Here is a 17,635-nt window from a genome sequence, read left to right on the forward strand (position 1 = left end):
CTCAGCCCGAAGAAGCAGGCGAACGAAGCTCCACTCGCTGGGTTCGTACCAGCCGCGGATGGCGGCCGGACCGCTACCCGGGTCGACCGGAGTCCAGGAGCCGTACAACCAGCGCAGCGACCCGGCCGGCGGCGTCTCCCCATAGGCCTGGAAGCACGGCTCGCCGGGGTGCGTCCCGGCCTGCACACTCCGCCCACACATACCTTCCACGTGGTCGCAGGAGATGCACAACAAGCCTTCTCCGAACTAGCCGATGAGGGAGCTGAGTTCGCCGACACGCTGGTCTACAAACTCCAGCACACCGGCACGTCGGTCACCGAGTCGCTGTAGGCGTAGCAACGCTCGAGGTCGTGCCCCTAGGACTCGGCTAGTGGCTCTGCTCGGATGGTTGACCAGGTAATCGATTGGGGCCGAGGAGCCTTCGCTGGCTACGCTCCCTGGCATGAATCCCGTGATCGACGTCCTGCCTTCTTCCGAGGTCGACCGCCTGGAGCGCCTTTGGCGGCAGCTCCTGGCCCACCACAGCCGGGAGGCGGCACACCTGGCGGCTCTCGGCGCAGTTCGCTCGCCCGAGGACTCGTAGCGTCTGCGGCGGGGACAGTACCTCGAGTGGCTGCAGGAGCCGCTCACCGCGGTACTGGTCGCTCGGGACGGGAATCAGCTGCTCGGCTATGCGGTCGTGCGCATCATCGATGCCCCGGGATCATGGCAGTGGGGGGACCAAGTCGGCGTGCTGGAAACCCTCGTGGTCGATGACGAGGCTCGCGGTGCCGGAGTTGGGCAGGCCCTTGTCAGGGCCGCGCGTGAGCGTCTCGCCGGGTCGGGTGTCCAGGTTATGAAGATCTCCGTCATCGCAGGAAACGATGGCGCCCTGCGCTTCTACCAGCGCGAAGGCGCCGTCGACTTCGTGAAGACGCTGGTCATGCCCGTCTCGGGGTGACGGCGCAGTCCGGATCGGTGCCCGCCTCGATAATGCCGCTGCATGCGCAGCGGCAGAGTCCCGGTGGACTCCTCATGCAGCCTTGATCGGGTACTGAGTCCAAGTACGGATGGGCGAATCGGGGGCGAAGGGTGGGCGCACAGAACGGTGAGGCGGGTGACGGGTGCGGCGAGATCCCGGCCGGATCAGGCACCATCCCGTACACCAGCTACGTAACACCCCCGAATCGACACCCGCGTCCGGTCGCTGTCCCAGCAGTGCACACTAGCTGTACAGTAGATGCATGACGATTTCCTATCCGATCACGGAAGCGCGCGCCCAGCTCGGCGAGCTGGCCCGGCGCGCGGCGCAGCACGAGCGCGTCGTCCTCACCGACCGTGGCGTGCCCGCCGCCGTCCTCATCTCCCCCGCGGAGCTGGAGGACATGGAAGATGCCCTCGCCCTCGCCCGCCTGGAGCGCGACCGCGCCCTCGGCGCCAAGGCCGCCCCGGTGCCCAACGCTGAGGCGCGGGCACTGTTCGAGCAGGCCGCTCAGCGCGGCAAAGCTCGGTGACTTGGACGGTGACCTGGGAGCCGACCGCCGTCAACGCCACGGTCCGCTTCCTGGAAGAGCACCCCGACATCCTCAGCGACGTGTTCGCCGCCACGGACCTGCTGACCGAGGACCCGAAGCCGCCCAGCAGCACCCCGTGGGGAACCAGCCACCGCCGCCTGCGGGTGGGCCGTCGGCGCATCCTGTACCGCATCGACGACGCCCACCGCACGCTCCACATCGAACACGTCGGCTTCACCGCGTAGGGAGAGCGTGCCCCAGGCACCTACCGAAGGAGCCATGAGGCGATCTTGAGGCCTTGGCGGGCCAGCCGGAGCGCGCCTCAGACGTGCCACCCACGGTGGCGCATCTACGCTGAGCGGAGCCGTCCCGGTGGTGTTCCCCCGTGCCACCGGGACGGCTTTCGTACGGCCGGGCTCACATAGATCGAAAAGGCCGCCGGATTCCAGATCATCGACCGCTCCGCCACCCCCCTCGCCCCCACCACCCCACACGGACACGACTTCCTCCGTGAGGCCACCGAGATCCTCCACACCGCCGACAAGACCCGTCCGAACTTCCAGCGGCCCCTGGAGCAGGGCCGCCGGGAGAGGGAAACCTGACTGCTTTCGCTGCGTGACGCACGCGCAGTCTGGATCATGGGAGCGTGGAGGATTGGTCCGACTGCTTCGATCCCGACGAGTTGCGCATCCGTCTCGACGTGGCGCTGGAGGAGAACGCAGAGCTACACGAGGAGATCGCCCGGCTGAGAGCTGACAACGCCCGGCTGTGCAGCCTCCTTGGCCGAGACATCCGGACCGTACCTGCCGGCATGCCGCCTGTTTCCGAGCCCGCCCCCCACCGCCACCAGTCGGGACCGGTGGGCTGCCGTATGCGGATGCCTCCTCCAGCGCCGAGGCGAAGATCATCCTGTTCCGGGCCCTGTTCGCAGGCCGCGAGGACGTGTACGCCAAGCGGTGGGTGAGCGCCAAGTCCGGCCGCACGGGGTGGAGTCCGGCCGAGGACAACCCGTTCGACAAGAACAAGACCGAAGCCGACCGGGTGTTCTGGCCGTTGACCGACGAGACCGTCTACCACCATCTTGACCCGACCCGGCAGGGCCGCAGCGAGCTGCACATCGGGCTGTACCCGCTCGACGACACCTGCCGCCTGTTGGTGTGCGACTTCGACGGCAAGGACGGCAGCGACTGGCGCGCCGACGCGAGCGCGTACGTCACGGTCTGCCGCGAGGCAGGAATCCCCGCCCTGCTCGAGATCTCCCGATCCGGCAAGGGCGCGCACGCCTGGACGTTCTTCACCGCCGCGGTCGCCGCGGCTACCGCCCGCGCCCTGGGGATGGCACTGCTGCGCCGGGCGATCGACTCCCGCGGGCAGATGGCGCTGTCCAGCTACGACCGGCTCTTTCCCGCCCAGGACTTCCTACCGACCCAGGCCAAGGGCAGCTTCCGGTTCGGCAACCTGATCGCGCTGCCGCTGCACGGTGTCTCCCGTGCCAAGGGCACCACCGTCTTCGTGGACCCTGACACCTGGCAGCCGTATCCAAACCAGTTCGCCCACCTGTCGCGGACCGAGCGGCTGGCTCCGGCCGATGTTGAGGTGTTCGTTGACAAGCTCGGCCCGGTCAAGGCCGGTCCGTCCCCGACCACCCCTCAGTTGGGGGCCCGGCCTCGCCGCAAGGCCCTCGGCAAGGCGCCCGCGCGCGTTGAGGCCCGACTCTCGGCGATGCTGGCGATCTCCACGGCCGGGCTGCCGCCGCAGCTGCTGGCCGCGCTCAAGCACGCCGCGTCGTTCCACAACCCGGAGTTCTACCGCAAGCAGAACCAGCGCTTCTCCACCTTCAACACCCCGCGCCTCGTCTGCTGTTTCGACGCCTGCGACCCCAAATGGCTGAGGCTGCCCCGGGGCCTGGCGGACGAGGCCACAGGGCTCATCGCTGCCGCTGGCGGCACCCTCACCATCACCAGCGACCTGCCCGAACCCGTCCCGATCACTGCCCAGTTCACCGGCGTGCTCACCCCCACCCAACAGCAGGCCGTGAACGCAATGGCCAAGCACCCGGCGGGCACCCTGGTCGCGCCGCCCGGCTCCGGCAAGACCGTGATGGCCTGCGCCCTCATCGCCCGCCACCGCACCCCGACCGCCGTGATCGTGAACCGGGCGGAGCTGCTGACCCAGTGGAAGGACCGGCTGGCCGCGTTCCTGGACCTCGCAGACGGCCACGTCGGCTCGCTCGGCGGGGGCAAGGACCGCCGCGGCCACGCCGTCTACCTGATCATGCTGCAGACGCTGTCCCACCGCGACGCCCCCAACGGCCTGCTCGACGGCTACGGACTGGTCATCGTGGACGAGTGCCACGCCGTCGGCGCACCCGGTGCCGAAGGGGCGATCCGCCGCGCGAAGGCCCCGCGGTGGATCGGGCTGTCCGCCACCCCCTACCGGGCGGACCAGATGGACCCGGTGATCACGATGCAGTGCGGCCCGATCCGCCACGAGATCGACGATGCCAGCACCTTCGCCAAGCACCTCATCGTGCACGCCACCACCTTCACCACCGACGAACCGGGCACCGACGGCGCCCCCCATCCAGGCCATCTACAACGAACTCGCCCACCACGACGCCCGCAACCAACTGATCGCCGCGGACATCGCCGACGCCACCCGTCGCGGCCGGTGCAGCCTGGCACTGACCAACCGCCTCGAACACCTCCAACAACTCACCGAAGCCCTCCGGCCCCACGGGATCACCCCGCTCGTCCTGCACGGCGGCATGCCGCCGACCGAACGAGCCCGAGTCCGAGTCCGCGCAGCCCTGACCGAGGAACACAATGAGCCTCTGGTGCTGCTCGCGATCGACAAACTCGCCGGCGAAGGCTTCGACGCACCACGCCTCGACACCCTCTTCCTCACCAGCCCCATCTCGTTCAGGGGACGAGTGATCCAGTAGGTCGGCCGAATCATGCGCAACACCGAAGAGCGCAAGTCCCACGTCGAAGCCCATGACTACCTCGACGCCGACGTCCCCCTACTGGAACGCATGCACCACAAACGCCGCCGCATCCTCGAACGCCGCGGATTCACCACAACCACCCCCGGGAACCTCCCACCCACACCACCCCGCGCCCCTGTCCCCGCCGCCCGCCAGCCACACCCTTCGGCCGCGGCGCCGAGCGTGGCGGAGGTACGGGCCTGGGCCCGCGAACAGGGCATGGACGTACCACCGCGAGGCAGGCTCCGTGCAGAAATCTGGGAAGCCTGGCACGCCGCCCACCCCGCCACGAACGAACAAGACCACCGCGCCCCGTAGATAACGCATCGGTGTCCAGCCCAGGCTGCCACGGTCGGCTCACCCACTCCTGTACCGCACGCAGGCAGCCACGTCTCGAAGTACCCCCTCGTGCTCGGCCTCTGACTTCGGCGCAGAGGAGTGCAACAGGAATCCGTGGACAGCCCCCCGCCCCTGACCCATCGCTATCCGTAGCTGGGGATCCCGATTTGAAACCGGAGACCCCCGCAACCACTGATGCACCACGTCACCCCAAGCTCCCCACGAAGAATCATCAACAACACACCACCCCCGAAACCCTGCTAACCCCGATCCCACAGGCCGAGACCGAAAACCGCCACCCGCGGTAACCGCCGAGGACCTTCCGGCGGAACCCTGCTCGTGATCATCCGAAACAAGCGGTACTCATCACGCGCGGATTCCAACGCTTCCGCAGGAACCCGCGCTCACGAAGCCGCGGTCCCTACATGGTGGGTGCTCACAGGGTTCCCTGCTGCGCGGTTCCGGCCGGGTGCGGGTCCAGGGTATGGACCTCCAGGCGGTCGGCGAGCTTGCCGTCCAGGTCGGCGGTGAGCTGCCGGAAAGCGTCGCTGCGAGAGTGAGCGTCCAGCGCAGCTTGGTCGGCCCATTTCTCCACCATGACGAGCCGGTCGGGGGCCTCATGCAGCGCGTACAGCTCGCAGCCCGCGTCTTCGGCGTGGACGCGGGGAATGACCCGCTCCAGTGCGGCGATGACGTCGGCGCGTGTCTCGGGCCGGGGACGGATGGTGGCGACGATGACGATGCTCATGGGGCTTTCCTCCTGCGGTGGTGGCTCTTTGTGCGGAGCGGGCGGTGTCCGGCAGTGCGCGCGTTGTCAGGTGCGGAAGATATCGCTCAGTGCCGGTGCGATGTCATGGTGGGTGCGTACCGTGCGGCAGGTGCCCCGGCCGAGGCGGGCCATCTCGGTGCCGAGTTCGACGTCGTTCTCCCCGCTCGTGTCAAGCAGCACGTCCAGCCGGGGCAACTGGGCTGCCACCGGGCGTGGGTCGGGGCCCGCGTTGTGGACGCAGTCGGACAACAGCAGGACTCGCGCACTGGGGGCGGGCACCGATGCCAGCCTGGCCGCGGCGAGCTCCAGCGGGAAGGCGACGTTGGTGAGTCCTCGGGCGGGGATCCGCAGCATCGCATCCAGCAGCTCCAGCGGCCTGATCGTTTCGCCCAAGTTGAGCAGCACGGCCGCGTCCGACCAGAACGCGATGACGGCGAGGGCGTCGCGCGCCAGCTCCGCCGCGAGAGCGCCGACGGACGCTGCGGCCGTACGCACCCGTTCGCCCTTCATCGACCCCGACAGGTCAACGGCGAGTACGACGCATCGGCGCGGCCGGACGCGTTCGAGAACGAAGATGTCGCCGTCCTCCGGAAAGGGGCGCTCGGCGAGGCTCTCCAGCGTCCGGTCGATGTCGATGTCGTCGCTGCGGCCCCGGTAGGGGAGGCTGAGGAGCTGCCCGCCGCCGCGGCGCGCGGCTCCGGTCGGCTTGGGTCTGGGAAGCGAGAGCCGCGCGGCGATCTCGCGGGCACGCGCGTGGACCGCCAGCTCTACGCTCATGTCACCTTCGATGGCCAGGAGTTGGGCCTGCTCGTCCGTGAACACGGTCCCCGAGCCGGTCGGCGACGGGCCTGTCGCGGCGCGCGCGTCCGGCCGGGCGCGCAGCAGCATGCCACCGGCGCCTCGTACGGCTTCGAAAACCAGCGGATCCTCGTCGAGCTTCTTGGGGATACGGCGCATGGGCCGTATCACAGGGCCCGCCGAGGCGGTCTCCCGTCGCACGGGCGAGTCGGCCGCAACCGCTCTTCATCCGGGCTCCGCTCGGGCCGGGTCCAGGATGAAGCGGTCCTCCCAGATCTCACGCAGGACGCGTTCGGGGGTTGTCTCGGCCGCCTCGTCGAGCCGTATCCGGCCGGACAGACACACGGTCATCGCGTCGTAGAACGTCTCAGGATAGCGCTCGTCGTCGGGCCGGGTGAGGCCGCGCAGGCCCGCGAGCTCCCATACGACGAGGGCGCAGTCGATCGCGCCCCGGACGCTGCTGCCTTGCCGCACGTCCGCACGGTCGCGGGTGGCCCGGACCACTGCGACGGCGTCGGGCATGATCCGCCGGGCGAGTTCGCCGGCCAGTCCGGTGCGCAGGACGACGATGTCCTCCTCGGCGGCGGCGTCCTGGTAGTCGACAACGATCCTATTGAGGCGGTCGCTGATGCTGGTCGACAGCCGTGTGGTGCCGACGTTGTCGTAGGGGTTCATTGAGGCGAGGACGCGGAAGGTCGGCTCGGCCACGATCCGGCCGACGCGGGGCACCTCGACCGCGCGGTCGGCCATCGCCGTCAGGAGCGTGTTGAGCGTGTCCTCCGGGGCCCGGTTGAACTCCTCGATGTAGAGAAAGCCGCCCGACCGCATCGCCTGCACGAGGGGGCCGGCCACGAAGTTGTCGGCGCTGTAGTCCTCCCGCAGCACGCGGGAGGGTTTGTGGTGGCCGACGAGCTTGGCAGGCGTCAGATCGGCGTTGCCCTCGACGAACACCAGCGGGATGCCCCACTCCTCGGTGATCGCCTTCAGCAGGGTGGTCTTGCTGGTGCCGGGCGGGCCCTCCAGGACGAGATCCCGCCCGGCGGCGACGGCCGCGAGCGCGAGTTCCAGCTCGCGCTCACGACCGACCAGGTGCGAGGCGATCCGCGCCCGCGTCGCCGTGACACCGGACAGGGTCGCCAGGGTGTCCCGGAGTGTTCTCGGCGTGGTCATCGTCCTCGTCCTCGTGTGGTCACTTCAGGAGCTGGCCGGCGTCGACGGGCAGCGTGACACCGGTGACGTATCGCGCCTCGTCCGAGGCCAGCCAGACAATCGCGTTGGAGATGTCGACCGGGTCCACCCACGGGATCGGCAGCGCGGTCATGGTCGCGTACCGCTCCGCGAGGTTCTCCCGGGTGCGCTCGCTCTCGGGAAGGTCGGGGGCGAACAGGGCGTAGGTGGCCGCGTTCTGGATCATGCCGGTGTCGACGGACGTGGGGTGCACGCTGTTGACTCGGATACTCTCTGGTGCCAGCTCGAGGGCGAGTGTGCGCATGAGTCCGACGACGCCGTGCTTGGCGGCGGCGTAGTGCCCGATGTTCTCCATCGCGGAGAGCCCCGCCGTCGAGCTGGTCAGGATGATGGCTCCGCCCCGGCCACCCGCCTTGAGGTGCGGGATCGCCGCCTTGACGGTATGCCACACCCCAGTCAGGTTGACGTCGATCATGTCGGTGAACGTCGCCTCGTCCAGGTCAGCCAGCGTGCCGTAGCTGAAGATGCCCGCGTTGGCCACCACGATGTCGAGCCGTCCGAGTTGGGCGACGCCTTCGTCGACCGCCTTGCGCACTGCGGCGAAGTCCCGCACGTCCGCCTGAGCCGTCACCACACGCCGGTCGAGTTCCTCGATCTGCCGCGCTGTCTCGGCCAGGTCGTTGGGGGTCGCCATCCTGTACGGCACAGAGTCGATCTGCGACGCGATGTCGATCGCGATGATGTCGGCGCCTTCCTGCGCCAGCCGCAGTGCGTGGCTGCGGCCCTGCCCCCGGGCCGCTCCGGTGACGAACGCCACCTTCCCTGCTACACGCGCCATTGCGTACCCTCCCTATTCCGAGAACTTCTTCACTTCTTCAGGAAATCGCCGCCGTCGACCGGCAGTGTGACGCCGGTGACGTAGCGGGCCTCGTCCGAGGCCAGCCAGACAATCGCGTTGGAGATGTCGACCGGGTCCACCCACGGGATGGGCAGCGCGATGACACCCCGCGACGCTTCGGCGAAGTCCTCCTTGGTCGGGTGCTCCAGGTCGGGACGGAACAGCTTGTACGTCATGTCGTTGTGGATCATGTCCGTGTCGACCTGCGTCGGATGGATGCTGTTGACGCGGATACTCTCGGGCGCCAGCTCGAGGGCGAGCGTGCGCATCAGCCCCACCACGCCATGCTTGGCTGAGACGTAGTGCCCGGCGTTCTGGTAGGCACGCAGCCCAGCCTCGGAGCTGGTGATGGTGATCGACCCGCCATTCCCGCCCGCCCGGATGTGCGGGATCGCCGCCTTGGCGGTCCTCCAGACGCCCGTCAGGTTGATGTCGATCACATCGCGCCAGGCCTCCTCGCCCATGTTCTCGGCCGTGGCCGGACTAACCCCGATGCCGGCGTTCGCCGCCACGATGTCGAGCCGTCCGAGCTGGGCGACGCCCTCGGCGACCGCCTTCTGGAGTTGGGCGAGGTCCCGCACGTCCGCCTTCGCCGCCACGATCCGGCGGTCCAGCGCCTCCACCTGGCTCACGGTCTCCGCGAGATCCTCTTCGGTGGCCCCCGGATAGCCGGCGCTCGGCACGTCCTCGCAGACGTCCACCGCGATGATGTCCGCGCCCTCCTGCGCCAGCCTGACCGCATGGCTGCGGCCCTGGCCGCGGGCGGCTCCGGTGATGAACGCGACCTTGCCCTCAACTCGCCCCATGAGAAGCCCTCCTGACGTCGACGCTGACATCTAGATCGCCGCTCGCCGAGGTTATGGCGCGGTGTGACATAAGTAAACCCTCCGGGCAGCCGCGGCCTCGCCGTGCGGCCATGGGGCATGGCAACCCCCACGGGCAGACGGCAGCGGACCGGAGGCAATCAAGAGACAGCCGAAGAGCTGCTCCGCCAGACCCCCACGGAAGCCAAGAACGGATGGATTGGTTTCAAGAACCGTGACCATTAGCCTCGCCGTTTCGGTTGGGGCGGAGTCGAGCGGTGGCCGGGAACGCGAAAGTGCCTTCTGAACTGGGACGATGAACCTTGTCGAGGGGTTCTATCGGTCCAAGTGGAAGGCACTTTCTGCGTGAAGGCTATCGGTTCGCGTCCCCGGGTTCATGTCTCTGCTGACGGAACGGGGGTGGTCGGGCATGCCGGAGCACGTCTGCTGGCCGATCTCGCCGATGCAACCGGGTTGACGAGTGCGTACTCCACCGTGCTGGGTCCGCTGCGGCCGCGTGGGACCGGCCATGATCCCGGCCGGGTCGCCGTCGATCTGGCGGTGACGCTCGCCAACGGCGGCGAGACCATCACTGACTTGGCCGTGCTGCGGGACCAGGGCGAGGTGTTCGGGCCGGTGGCCTCCACGCCCACCGCGTGGCGACTGCTCGCCGACGCCGACGAGAGGGTGCTGGCCCGGCTGCGATCGGCACGTTCTCGTGCCCGGGAGACCGCGTGGCTGCAGGCCGCCGAGACGAGCGGGGGCATACCCACCGCACGGGCTGGAGGACGCGAACTGCCCGGTCTGGTCCTGGACCTCGACGCCACACTGATCACCTGCCACTCCGAAAAGGAGCAGGCCGCGCCGACCTACAAGGGCGGCTTCGGCTACCACCCGCTGCTGTGCTTCCTGGCCAACACCGGCGAAGCCCTGGCGGGGCGACTCCGGCCCGGGAACGCCGGAGCGAACACCGCCAGTGATCACATAGCGGTCCTGGACGATGCGCTCACCCAGGTCCCCGACGCCCACCGGTACGGCACCGACCTCCTCATCCGCGCGGACAGCGCCGGATGCGCCAAGACCTTCCTCGCCCACGTCCGCAGCCTGCGCGATAGAGGAATGAGAACGTACTTCTCCGTCGGCTACGCGATTACCGAACCGGTCCGCCGCGCGATCCGGGCCATCCCCGACCGGCTCTGGCACCCGGCCCTCGACCAGGACGGCAGTCTGCGGGCAGGGGCCGAGGTCGCCGAGCTGACCGGCATGGTCGACCTGCCGGGCTACCCGACCGGCACCCGCATGATCGTGCGACGCGAGCGCCCGCATCCCGGCGCTCAGCTGTCCCTGTTCGACCAGGACGAGGGCCTTCGTCACCAGGTCCTCCTCACCGACACCCCGTTCTCCGGCGGTGGCTCGGTCCAGTTCCTGGAAGTCCGCCACCGCGGACACGCCACCGTCGAGGACCACATTCGGACAGGCAAGACCACCGGCTTCGACCGCTTCCCTTCTCGTCGCTTCCAGATCAACGCCGCCTGGCTAGAACTGTCGCTGACCGCGATCGACCTGCTCGCCTGGACGAGGATCCTGCTGCTGGACGGTGAACTGGCCGGCGCCGAGCCTAGAAAACTGCGCTACCGGATCCTGCATGTCGCAGCCCGCCTCACCCGCGGCGGCCGCCGCCTACGACTGCGAATCTCCGCGACCTGGCCCTGGAGACACGAACTGACCACGGCCTTCCACCGGCTCGCCGCCCTGCCCCGCCCAGCCGGCTGACAGCTACCCGTCCCATCCGCCCACGACCTCAAGGACCACGGAGAACCCGACCACCGCGCCGGGACTTCGCCATGCCCAAGAGACAGAAGACGCCTCGAACGTCCAGCAGTTGATGATCAGAGACGTCTCGTCATCGCAACCGAAACAGCGAGGTTAGACCTCTCCCCCAGCCGAACCCGTCCCTGGGCCGGCCGGAGTCTTCCTCAGACCTCGAAAGCGGCTTCCTTGGCAGCCGGTTCGCGCCCGGGATGCCTGGCACCGGGTGCTCATCTCGGGTTCCACGCACCGCTGAACAGAGCCAGTTCCAATAGCTCAAGGGCGGGTGGCCCGGGCACGGAGACAGCCAGGACCATCCGTAGTTTCCAGACCAAAAACAACGCTAAGAAGTCGACCTAGGCGCTTACCTGGGGCGTTGCCGTGAGGTGGCGGGCTGCTGGACGACCGAGTCGCCGTTTTCCGTGATCCCGGTACGTGGGATTCGAGGTCGTCGCCGTCACCGTCCGGTCCGGCCGAGCAGGGCGTCGTACTTGTCGGCTGTCGGCGGCCCGGGCCGCGAATCCGGCGGCAGCTGGGCGAGGACGTCGGCCAGACCGCCGCGATTGCGCTTGGCGGCCTGCAGCTCGGGCAGCGCGGTGTAGAGGGTGCTGCGGGAGACACCGAGCAGCTTGGCGATCGAGGTCATCGTCCGGTTGGGCTCGTCGAGCAGCTGCAGCGCGTACGCGACCTTCTCCGAGGTCATTGCCGGCGGGCGGCCGAGGCGCTGGCCGGCGGCACGGGCGGCGGCCAGGCCTTCGTTGGTGTTGGCCACGATGATGGTGCGGATGAACTCGGCCAGGGCAGCGAAGACGTGGAAGACGAACATCCCGCCCGGGGTCGTGGTGTCGAGCTTCTCGTGTAGGGACTGGAAGCCGACGCCCAGCCGCTTGAGCCGGCCGACGATAGTGATCAGGTCTTCCAGGGAGCGGCCGAGCCGGTCGAGGGAGACGACGGTGAGCGCGTCACCGGGCCGGATGTACTCGAACGTCTTGGTCAGCTCGGGCCGGTCGGCGTTTTTGCCGCTGGCCTTGTCGAAGAAGCACTTCGAGCAGCCGGCCGCGGTGAGCGCGGTCTGCTGGCGGGCGAGGTTCTGCTCGCGGGTGGAGACGCGGCCGTAGCCGACGAGCACGCCGGCGAGCGAGGTGGGCAGCAGTAGATCGCCTTCGGCGGGGGTGGCGGTCACGCCGTCCAGGGTGTCCGAGAAACCCGTGATCGCCTTGTTGGACCCACCGACTTTCCAGACGGGTTTCTCGGACACTGCCGACCGGCCCGGATGGCAGTTCTTGATCTTGTCCGGAAAACGTTCGATTATCAGACACTGCGTGCAGGCTCTCACCGAAGCTGATCCGGCCCAAGAGCCGCGGATCTTCGGCGGATCAGATTCGGTGAGAGAAGTTGGCTCCGGGCAACGAGCGGGAGTCCTGCGTCCCATCGCCGCCGGGGCCCCGATCCGTTCGGCCAACGACGTGGATCGGAGCCCCGATGAGATGCGGCCTTCGTGCGCTACTCGGCCGGGATGCGTTTTCCGGCTGCCATGCCGCCGTCTGCCTGCCGCGTCACAGCGATGGATAGTCGATGAGACCTTCGCCGGTGTTGCTGTAGAGCGTCTCCCGATTCAGGGGGTTGAGCGGTGCCCTGGCTCCGTAGCGGGCGGGCAGGTCGGGGTTGGCGAGGAACGGCCGGCCGTAGACGACCGCGTCGGCCAGTCCTTTGGCGATGGCCTGCTCGCCTTGCTCGCGGTCGAAACCGCCCGCCGCGAGCAAGGTGCCGGCCCAGTGCTCCCGCAGCCACTCGAGCGTGATGCTCGCGTCGGCGCCTACACGCAGGTCCTCCTCGGTGGCCCGGTTGACGTGCAGGTAGGCCAGGTCGACCTCGGCGAGCCGCCCCAGCAGATAGGCGAACGATTCCCGGCCGGTCGGGTCGGGGCGCCCGTCCACTTGCCAGACCGGGCTGATCTTCAGGCCGGTGCGGTCGCCACCGATCTCTGCGGCGATGGCGGCGAGCGACTCGAACAGCACTCGCACGCGGCTGGCGGCCGAGCCGCCGTAGTCGTCGGCGCGTCGATTGCTGGTGGAACGCAGGAATCGGTCCATCAGGTTGCCGGTACCGGCGTGCAGTTCCACGGCGTCGAATCCGAGTTCACGGGCGCGACGTGCTGCCGCGCCGAAGTCTCGGGGAATGGCTCGCACCTCGTCCTCGGTGAGGCGTTCGGGACGGAGTTCCTCGGTGATGACCCAGTTGCGGCCTTTGCCGAGGCCGTCCTGCTCAGTGCGCGCCCGTCCGACGTGCCATAGCTGGAGGGCGATGCGGCCGCTCTCGGCGTGGACGGCGTCCACGATCTTGCGCCACGCCGGCTCCTGGCGCTCGTCGAAGAATCCGACCAGGGAGCCGTACCCGGCGCCGAACGGGATCGCGGCTGCCGACTCGGTGATGATCAGTCCGGCCGACGCGCGCTGGGCGTAGTACTGCGCCATGACGGGCTGGGGAACGCCGTCCTCGTCGGCGCGCTTGCGGGTCATGGGCGCCATCACGAGGCGGTTGGGCAGCTCCAGGGCGCCGACCCGCACGGGGGTGAGCAGGTTGTCGGTCGTGGCAGGGCTCTGGCCCGGTGAAGTAATATGCACGTCTGAAACTTACGTATGACTCCGGATAATCGCAAGTGTCAAACTTGCATATCTGGGCCGGGAAGGGTGGGCTCGCGTGTTCGACCTGAGGTTCCCCACGACGCTGATCATGATGATGCTGATCGCCGACGCCGCCGAGTCGGGAAGGCCGACGGTCAGCTCGACCGAACTGGCATCCAAGCTGGACAACAACCCGAGCTTCGTGCGGGCACTGGTCGTGCCGCTCGTGCATGACGGACTGGTGACCTCCGTCCGCGGCCGCACCGGCGGGCTCGGTCTAGGGCGGCCGGCATCGGAGATCACGCTGAGCGAGATCTACCGCTCAGCTGTCGCAGGCAAGCGGATCTGGGATCAGCGTGACGAGGTGCCGCATGTCTGCGAGGTCACGACGAAGGCGTGCCGCTATTTCAGGGGGCTCACGGACGAAATCGAGGACGTCGTCCTCGCTATGCTGGGGAGCAAGACGCTGGCCGACAGCCTGGCTGATCTCAGGAAGCTCCCGCCGGAGGCCGCCTGAGGATCGCCAGGCCGGTCGCTGCCGCATCCGGGTCCGGCCGTTCGGCGCGCTCGCCGCCACCCTGCGTCGAGCTTTGGGCCTCCGCCGAAGGAGAGCGCGCCGAGACCGACCGGCTGCACGCCTGGGATTGCTCCCAGCACTGGCCGTCAGGCTGAGACTCCCCGGAGCGCGGTCAACTGCTCAGCGGGGCGACGCCGGCCAGCCGCAGTGGCCGGTAGCCGTCGGTGTCGAGCTGGGCGAGTTCTCCGTCGATGTCGACGGAGTGGGTGCCGTAGAAGCGCACGTTCTCGTGGTGGATTGGCCATATGTGCGCCAGGACCTCAGCGTCGACCTGGCGGCCGGTGCGGTGCAGCCCGGCCACGCCGAGGCCGTCTACTCCGTGGACCAGCAGACGATCGCGTTGGTCGCGAGGGTGAGGCACCACATCTGCTCGGTCTGCTGCTCGTGGTGCCGGCGCCGGAGCGCTCCCTCGCTGGCGTAGGCGAGGGAGCGGCGCAGGGCGTGCAGGTTCTCTCCCTTGTTCAGTTGGCGGGCGATCCGCCGCCGGTAGGTCTCGTCGGCCAGGTAGCGGGCGGCGTAGACGGTGCGGCGCAGTGCCCCGTACTCCTTGATCGCGCTGGTCAGCGCGTTCTGCTGTCGTTTCGAGGAGCACAGCTTCCCGACCACCAGGGCCGCGGTGGCGTGCCCGCCCTGCACGGACGCGGCGACCCGCAGCAGGTCGTCCCACATGTCCGTGATCAGGTCTAGGTTCAGCCGGCGGGTCAGCAGCGCGCCGGCGCGTGGGTAGCGATCGAGGAACTCGGCGCGGGGCCCGGTCCGGTACAGGGTGATCTTCCCGAGGTCGCGGATGCGCGGCGAGAGCTGCTTGCCGACCAGGTCGAACAGGGCGAAGTTGGCGAGGGTGGCGCCGTGGGTGTCGGTGGCGTGCTCGAAGGTCGGCAGGTCGGTTTCGTTGCCGAGCAGGCTGTCGAGGACGTAGTGCGACTCCGGTGCGGTCGCGACGATGACCTTCGTGTCGAAGGTCGAGTGCTGGTCGGAGACGTGGGTGTAGGTGGAGACGCCCTGCCCGCGGGCGAAGTACCGCGACAGGTGCCGGGCGGTGATGGACTTGCCCTTGACCGGGAACCGCTGCCCGCCCGAGGACGACAGAGTGCCGGAGCCGAACGCCCGGGTCAGCGGCAGCCGGTGGTGGTAGTTGACCACCGCGGCGTTGGCCGCTTCCAAGGTCTCCGGCCGGAAGTACCACTCAGCGGTCCAGGCCAGCACGTCGTACGGCACGCCGCAGGACTCGGCCATCGCGGACAGGCCCATGTTCGTGGCCTCCGCGATGATCACGTACAGCAGGTTGCGCTTGAGCTCGGCCGGCCGATTCACCTTCCCGCCCGCGTGGACCAGGTGATCGGTGAACCCGGTCCGGGCGTCGACCTCCACCAGCACCGACGCGATCGGCACCCGCGGCAGCATCCCCGCCAGCTCCGCACGCAGCGCGTCCGCCTCGGCCGGGACGTCCTCGGCGGTCAGCGGCGGGATGATCAGCTCGCCGTCGTCGGTCAGCCGGACCTCGCCCGGATTGCCCTTCGCCAGCTGGGCCTCCAGGTCCGCCAGCGCGGTGTGCAGCTCGTCGTCGGCCGCCGCGAGCGCGTCGGCCGGCTCGCCGGGCTTGCCGTCCAGGTGGCAGAACTCCACCTTCTGCGGCGCCCACGCCTCGGTCGTGAGCAGGAATGACGCCGGATCGGCGTACCGGCGCGAGCCGGGCACGAAGACGTCACCCGAGCGCAGCCCGTCGCGCAGGCCGATCAGCACGGCCAGCTCTCAGTACCGGCGGTACGCGGTCACGTCGCCGGCCTGCTCCGCGGCGACCAGGTAGCCGGCCCACTTCGTCGGCACGAACCCGACCGGGGCGCCAGCCGGAACCTTGCGGGCGCCGGTGGCGTACAGCGCGGTCAGCATGCTCACCGCCTGGAGCAATTGTTCGGTCCCCGGGCCGCCGTCGAACTGGACCGCCGTGAGTACGGCCGGGGCGAACTGGCGCAGGTACGACATCGACGCATCCAGCATGCTCAGCTGGCCGTGGTCGCGCGGCAGCCGCTCGCGGCGCTCGGCCCACGCCGCCCGCATCCGCTCCATCCCGATCCGGGTCCGCAGCATGGCGCCGATCTGCTCGTCGCCGACCCCGGTGTCCAGCACGATCGTCAGGATCTCGTCCAACAGCGCCTGCCGGTTCTCCCCGCCCTTGGCCCGCTCGGCCACGGCCTCGGCGACCTTCTGCTTCGCCGCAGCCTCCCGGCCGCTGATCGCCTGGTCGAACAGCAGCAGCGTTTCGTCCAGCACGTCGACGGCCGACTGCGCGAGCACCGTGAGCAGGATCGGATACCGGCGCTCCGGCTCGCGCCGCTGCAACGCCTGCCCGGTCAGCCGCCGCCCGACCCCGGCCCGGAACCGGCGCCGCTCCGCGGGCAACATCGACAGATCCAGGGCGTGCGCGTCCAGCCGGCGCAGGTACGCCAGCTTCTCCAGCTCCGCCTTCACCGCCGCCGGGCTCGACGACGTCGGCCCCACACCCAGCCACGCCAACGGCGTGCGGCCGAGATAGGCGTCCGGGACCAGGAGCAGGTCCAGCTCGGCGCACCGCCGGTCGGTGAGCAGGTGCCGCACCCGCGCCCAGGTCTCCGTCCGGGCGCGGGCCCGGGCCGCGGCCACCCGGCGCAGCAGCAGGATCACCCCGGGCCGGACTACGCGCGACGAGAGCAGGTACTCGCAGGCCAGCCGGAACAGCAGCTTTGGCGAGTCGTGCTCCATCGCCCGGGCGAACAGGAACTCGTCGAGGTCCTTCCACTCCGCGGTGTCCATTGACCGCCAGCCGGCGTAGCCGGCCACCTCGCGCAGATGATCCGTGCGGGTCTGCTCCCGCTCGCCGTACCCTCGCAGCTCACCCATCGCGATCCCGAGCCGCTGCGACAACCGGCCCACCGCCGTGTCCGGCGCCAACGCCACCTCATCGGGCACGAACCCGAGCCACGGCAGCGTGCACAACTGAACCGCCACGCCCAGCACGTTGCGGCCGGTCCGGAACTGGCGCACGAACGCCTCGTCCGCACCGGTCAACGTGAAGTACCGGATCAGCTCAACCCGGTTGATCTCCGGGAAGCCCCGAAGCCGCGCCAGTTCCTCCGCCGAGAACACGTCCTGAGTAGCCACGAACCCACCACCTGAGCATCGACCGTCACCAAACGGGACGGGACGCTAGGGCTCGGGACAGACCTTGATCAACCCTCAGTTCTTAGCGTTGTTTTTGGTCTGGAAACTACGGGTGGGCCAGCCAGCCGCCTGGCGGCTTCGCAAACCCATCTCAGCTTGTGTTTTTACCTCGCTCGCTCGGTGTTCGAGCCGGGGCGTGCTCGGTCGGTAGCT

18 protein-coding genes and 1 pseudogene are annotated in these 17,635 nt (G+C 69.1%); 8 read left to right on the top strand and 11 right to left on the bottom strand.

Features of this window, described 5'->3' with window-relative positions; genetic code table 11:
• A pseudogene (locus IEZ19_RS52100) lies at positions 1 to 186 on the bottom strand (hypothetical protein); the annotation flags it as partial.
• A gap of 256 nt (positions 187 to 442) precedes the next feature.
• Here IEZ19_RS52100 and IEZ19_RS46215 point away from each other — a divergent pair.
• The 6 genes from IEZ19_RS46215 to IEZ19_RS46240 all read left to right on the top strand — a co-directional run bounded on the left by IEZ19_RS46215 (position 443) and on the right by IEZ19_RS46240 (position 4,797).
• On the top strand, positions 443 to 583 hold the full coding sequence (locus IEZ19_RS46215) for a hypothetical protein (RefSeq protein ID WP_189317383.1): 141 nt from the start codon (positions 443 to 445) through the stop codon (positions 581 to 583).
• Positions 584 to 613: 30 nt separating this feature from the next.
• A complete protein-coding gene (locus IEZ19_RS46220) occupies positions 614 to 940 on the top strand; it encodes a GNAT family N-acetyltransferase (RefSeq protein ID WP_268248778.1) in 327 nt (108 codons plus the stop codon).
• Positions 941 to 1,223: 283 nt separating this feature from the next.
• Positions 1,224 to 1,493 (top strand): type II toxin-antitoxin system Phd/YefM family antitoxin, encoded by a 270-nt coding sequence (locus IEZ19_RS46225; RefSeq protein ID WP_189317384.1) that lies wholly within the window; start codon positions 1,224 to 1,226, stop codon positions 1,491 to 1,493.
• 8 nt (positions 1,494 to 1,501) lie between these two features.
• Positions 1,502 to 1,738, top strand: a complete 237-nt coding sequence (locus IEZ19_RS46230; protein WP_229841616.1) for a type II toxin-antitoxin system RelE/ParE family toxin — start codon at positions 1,502 to 1,504, stop codon at positions 1,736 to 1,738.
• Between the two features lie 523 nt (positions 1,739 to 2,261).
• On the top strand, positions 2,262 to 4,322 hold the full coding sequence (locus tag IEZ19_RS46235) for a TOTE conflict system archaeo-eukaryotic primase domain-containing protein (protein WP_373297167.1): 2,061 nt from the start codon (positions 2,262 to 2,264) through the stop codon (positions 4,320 to 4,322).
• Positions 4,323 to 4,449: 127 nt separating this feature from the next.
• Positions 4,450 to 4,797 carry an Lsr2 family DNA-binding protein gene (locus IEZ19_RS46240; protein ID WP_189317387.1) on the top strand — a complete coding sequence of 116 codons (348 nt, stop codon included), beginning with the start codon at positions 4,450 to 4,452 and terminating at the stop codon, positions 4,795 to 4,797.
• A gap of 457 nt (positions 4,798 to 5,254) precedes the next feature.
• On the opposite strand, the gene IEZ19_RS46245 is transcribed toward IEZ19_RS46240, so the two are convergent.
• The 5 genes from IEZ19_RS46245 to IEZ19_RS46265 all read right to left on the bottom strand — a co-directional run bounded on the left by IEZ19_RS46245 (position 5,255) and on the right by IEZ19_RS46265 (position 9,277).
• Positions 5,255 to 5,566 (bottom strand): putative quinol monooxygenase, encoded by a 312-nt coding sequence (locus IEZ19_RS46245; RefSeq protein ID WP_189317388.1) that lies wholly within the window; start codon positions 5,564 to 5,566, stop codon positions 5,255 to 5,257.
• A 66-nt stretch (positions 5,567 to 5,632) separates the two neighbouring features.
• Positions 5,633 to 6,544, bottom strand: a complete 912-nt coding sequence (locus tag IEZ19_RS46250) for a vWA domain-containing protein (protein WP_189317389.1) — start codon at positions 6,542 to 6,544, stop codon at positions 5,633 to 5,635.
• Positions 6,545 to 6,610: 66 nt separating this feature from the next.
• Positions 6,611 to 7,555 (bottom strand): AAA family ATPase, encoded by a 945-nt coding sequence (locus IEZ19_RS46255; protein ID WP_189317390.1) that lies wholly within the window; start codon positions 7,553 to 7,555, stop codon positions 6,611 to 6,613.
• 19 nt (positions 7,556 to 7,574) lie between these two features.
• The gene (locus tag IEZ19_RS46260; protein ID WP_189317391.1) at positions 7,575 to 8,411 is read right to left on the bottom strand and encodes a mycofactocin-coupled SDR family oxidoreductase; all 837 of its coding nucleotides are present in this window, start codon (positions 8,409 to 8,411) and stop codon (positions 7,575 to 7,577) included.
• Between the two features lie 29 nt (positions 8,412 to 8,440).
• Positions 8,441 to 9,277: a mycofactocin-coupled SDR family oxidoreductase gene (locus IEZ19_RS46265; protein WP_189317392.1), complete on the bottom strand. Its 837-nt coding sequence runs from the start codon at positions 9,275 to 9,277 to the stop codon at positions 8,441 to 8,443.
• A gap of 363 nt (positions 9,278 to 9,640) precedes the next feature.
• Between IEZ19_RS46265 and IEZ19_RS46270 the strand changes: the two genes are divergently transcribed.
• Positions 9,641 to 11,047 carry an IS1380 family transposase gene (locus IEZ19_RS46270; protein ID WP_189317393.1) on the top strand — a complete coding sequence of 469 codons (1,407 nt, stop codon included), beginning with the start codon at positions 9,641 to 9,643 and terminating at the stop codon, positions 11,045 to 11,047.
• Positions 11,048 to 11,540: 493 nt separating this feature from the next.
• On the opposite strand, the gene IEZ19_RS46275 is transcribed toward IEZ19_RS46270, so the two are convergent.
• Both IEZ19_RS46275 and IEZ19_RS46280 read right to left on the bottom strand, forming a co-directional pair.
• Entirely contained in the window at positions 11,541 to 12,266 is a 726-nt protein-coding gene (locus IEZ19_RS46275) for a recombinase family protein (protein ID WP_229841617.1), read from the bottom strand.
• 373 nt (positions 12,267 to 12,639) lie between these two features.
• On the bottom strand, positions 12,640 to 13,707 hold the full coding sequence (locus IEZ19_RS46280; protein ID WP_229841618.1) for an oxidoreductase: 1,068 nt from the start codon (positions 13,705 to 13,707) through the stop codon (positions 12,640 to 12,642).
• 76 nt (positions 13,708 to 13,783) lie between these two features.
• Here IEZ19_RS46280 and IEZ19_RS46285 point away from each other — a divergent pair, with 76 nt between their 5' ends.
• Positions 13,784 to 14,224 (top strand): Rrf2 family transcriptional regulator, encoded by a 441-nt coding sequence (locus tag IEZ19_RS46285; protein ID WP_189317394.1) that lies wholly within the window; start codon positions 13,784 to 13,786, stop codon positions 14,222 to 14,224.
• A 172-nt stretch (positions 14,225 to 14,396) separates the two neighbouring features.
• Here IEZ19_RS46285 and IEZ19_RS52110 read toward each other — a convergent pair whose 3' ends face one another.
• Genes IEZ19_RS52110 through IEZ19_RS52120 form a run of 3 tightly spaced genes read right to left on the bottom strand, consistent with a single transcriptional unit; the run spans position 14,397 to position 17,422 of the window.
• Positions 14,397 to 14,585, bottom strand: a complete 189-nt coding sequence (locus tag IEZ19_RS52110; RefSeq protein ID WP_229841619.1) for a hypothetical protein — start codon at positions 14,583 to 14,585, stop codon at positions 14,397 to 14,399.
• Positions 14,586 to 14,596: 11 nt separating this feature from the next.
• On the bottom strand, positions 14,597 to 16,027 hold the full coding sequence (locus tag IEZ19_RS52115) for a Tn3 family transposase (protein WP_229841620.1): 1,431 nt from the start codon (positions 16,025 to 16,027) through the stop codon (positions 14,597 to 14,599).
• Between the two features lie 9 nt (positions 16,028 to 16,036).
• The gene (locus tag IEZ19_RS52120; protein WP_229841621.1) at positions 16,037 to 17,422 is read right to left on the bottom strand and encodes a DUF4158 domain-containing protein; all 1,386 of its coding nucleotides are present in this window, start codon (positions 17,420 to 17,422) and stop codon (positions 16,037 to 16,039) included.
• Between the last annotated feature and the right edge of the window lie 213 nt (positions 17,423 to 17,635).

The organism is Streptomyces brasiliensis, from assembly GCF_014647875.1.
Taxonomy (GTDB): Bacteria; Actinomycetota; Actinomycetes; order Streptomycetales; family Streptomycetaceae; genus Streptomyces; species Streptomyces brasiliensis.

Bases quoted from the DNA above. Each gene is read 5' to 3' on its own strand.
- IEZ19_RS46215 (WP_189317383.1), top strand. From the start codon at position 443: ATGAATCCCGTGATCGACGTCCTGCCTTCTTCCGAGGTCGACCGCCTG.
- IEZ19_RS46225 (WP_189317384.1), top strand. From the start codon at position 1,224: ATGACGATTTCCTATCCGATCACGGAAGCGCGCGCCCAGCTCGGCGAG.
- IEZ19_RS46240 (WP_189317387.1), top strand. From the start codon at position 4,450: ATGCGCAACACCGAAGAGCGCAAGTCCCACGTCGAAGCCCATGACTAC.
- IEZ19_RS46245 (WP_189317388.1), bottom strand. From the start codon at position 5,566: ATGAGCATCGTCATCGTCGCCACCATCCGTCCCCGGCCCGAGACACGC.
- IEZ19_RS46250 (WP_189317389.1), bottom strand. From the start codon at position 6,544: ATGCGCCGTATCCCCAAGAAGCTCGACGAGGATCCGCTGGTTTTCGAA.
- IEZ19_RS46255 (WP_189317390.1), bottom strand. From the start codon at position 7,555: ATGACCACGCCGAGAACACTCCGGGACACCCTGGCGACCCTGTCCGGT.
- IEZ19_RS46260 (WP_189317391.1), bottom strand. From the start codon at position 8,411: ATGGCGCGTGTAGCAGGGAAGGTGGCGTTCGTCACCGGAGCGGCCCGG.
- IEZ19_RS46265 (WP_189317392.1), bottom strand. From the start codon at position 9,277: ATGGGGCGAGTTGAGGGCAAGGTCGCGTTCATCACCGGAGCCGCCCGC.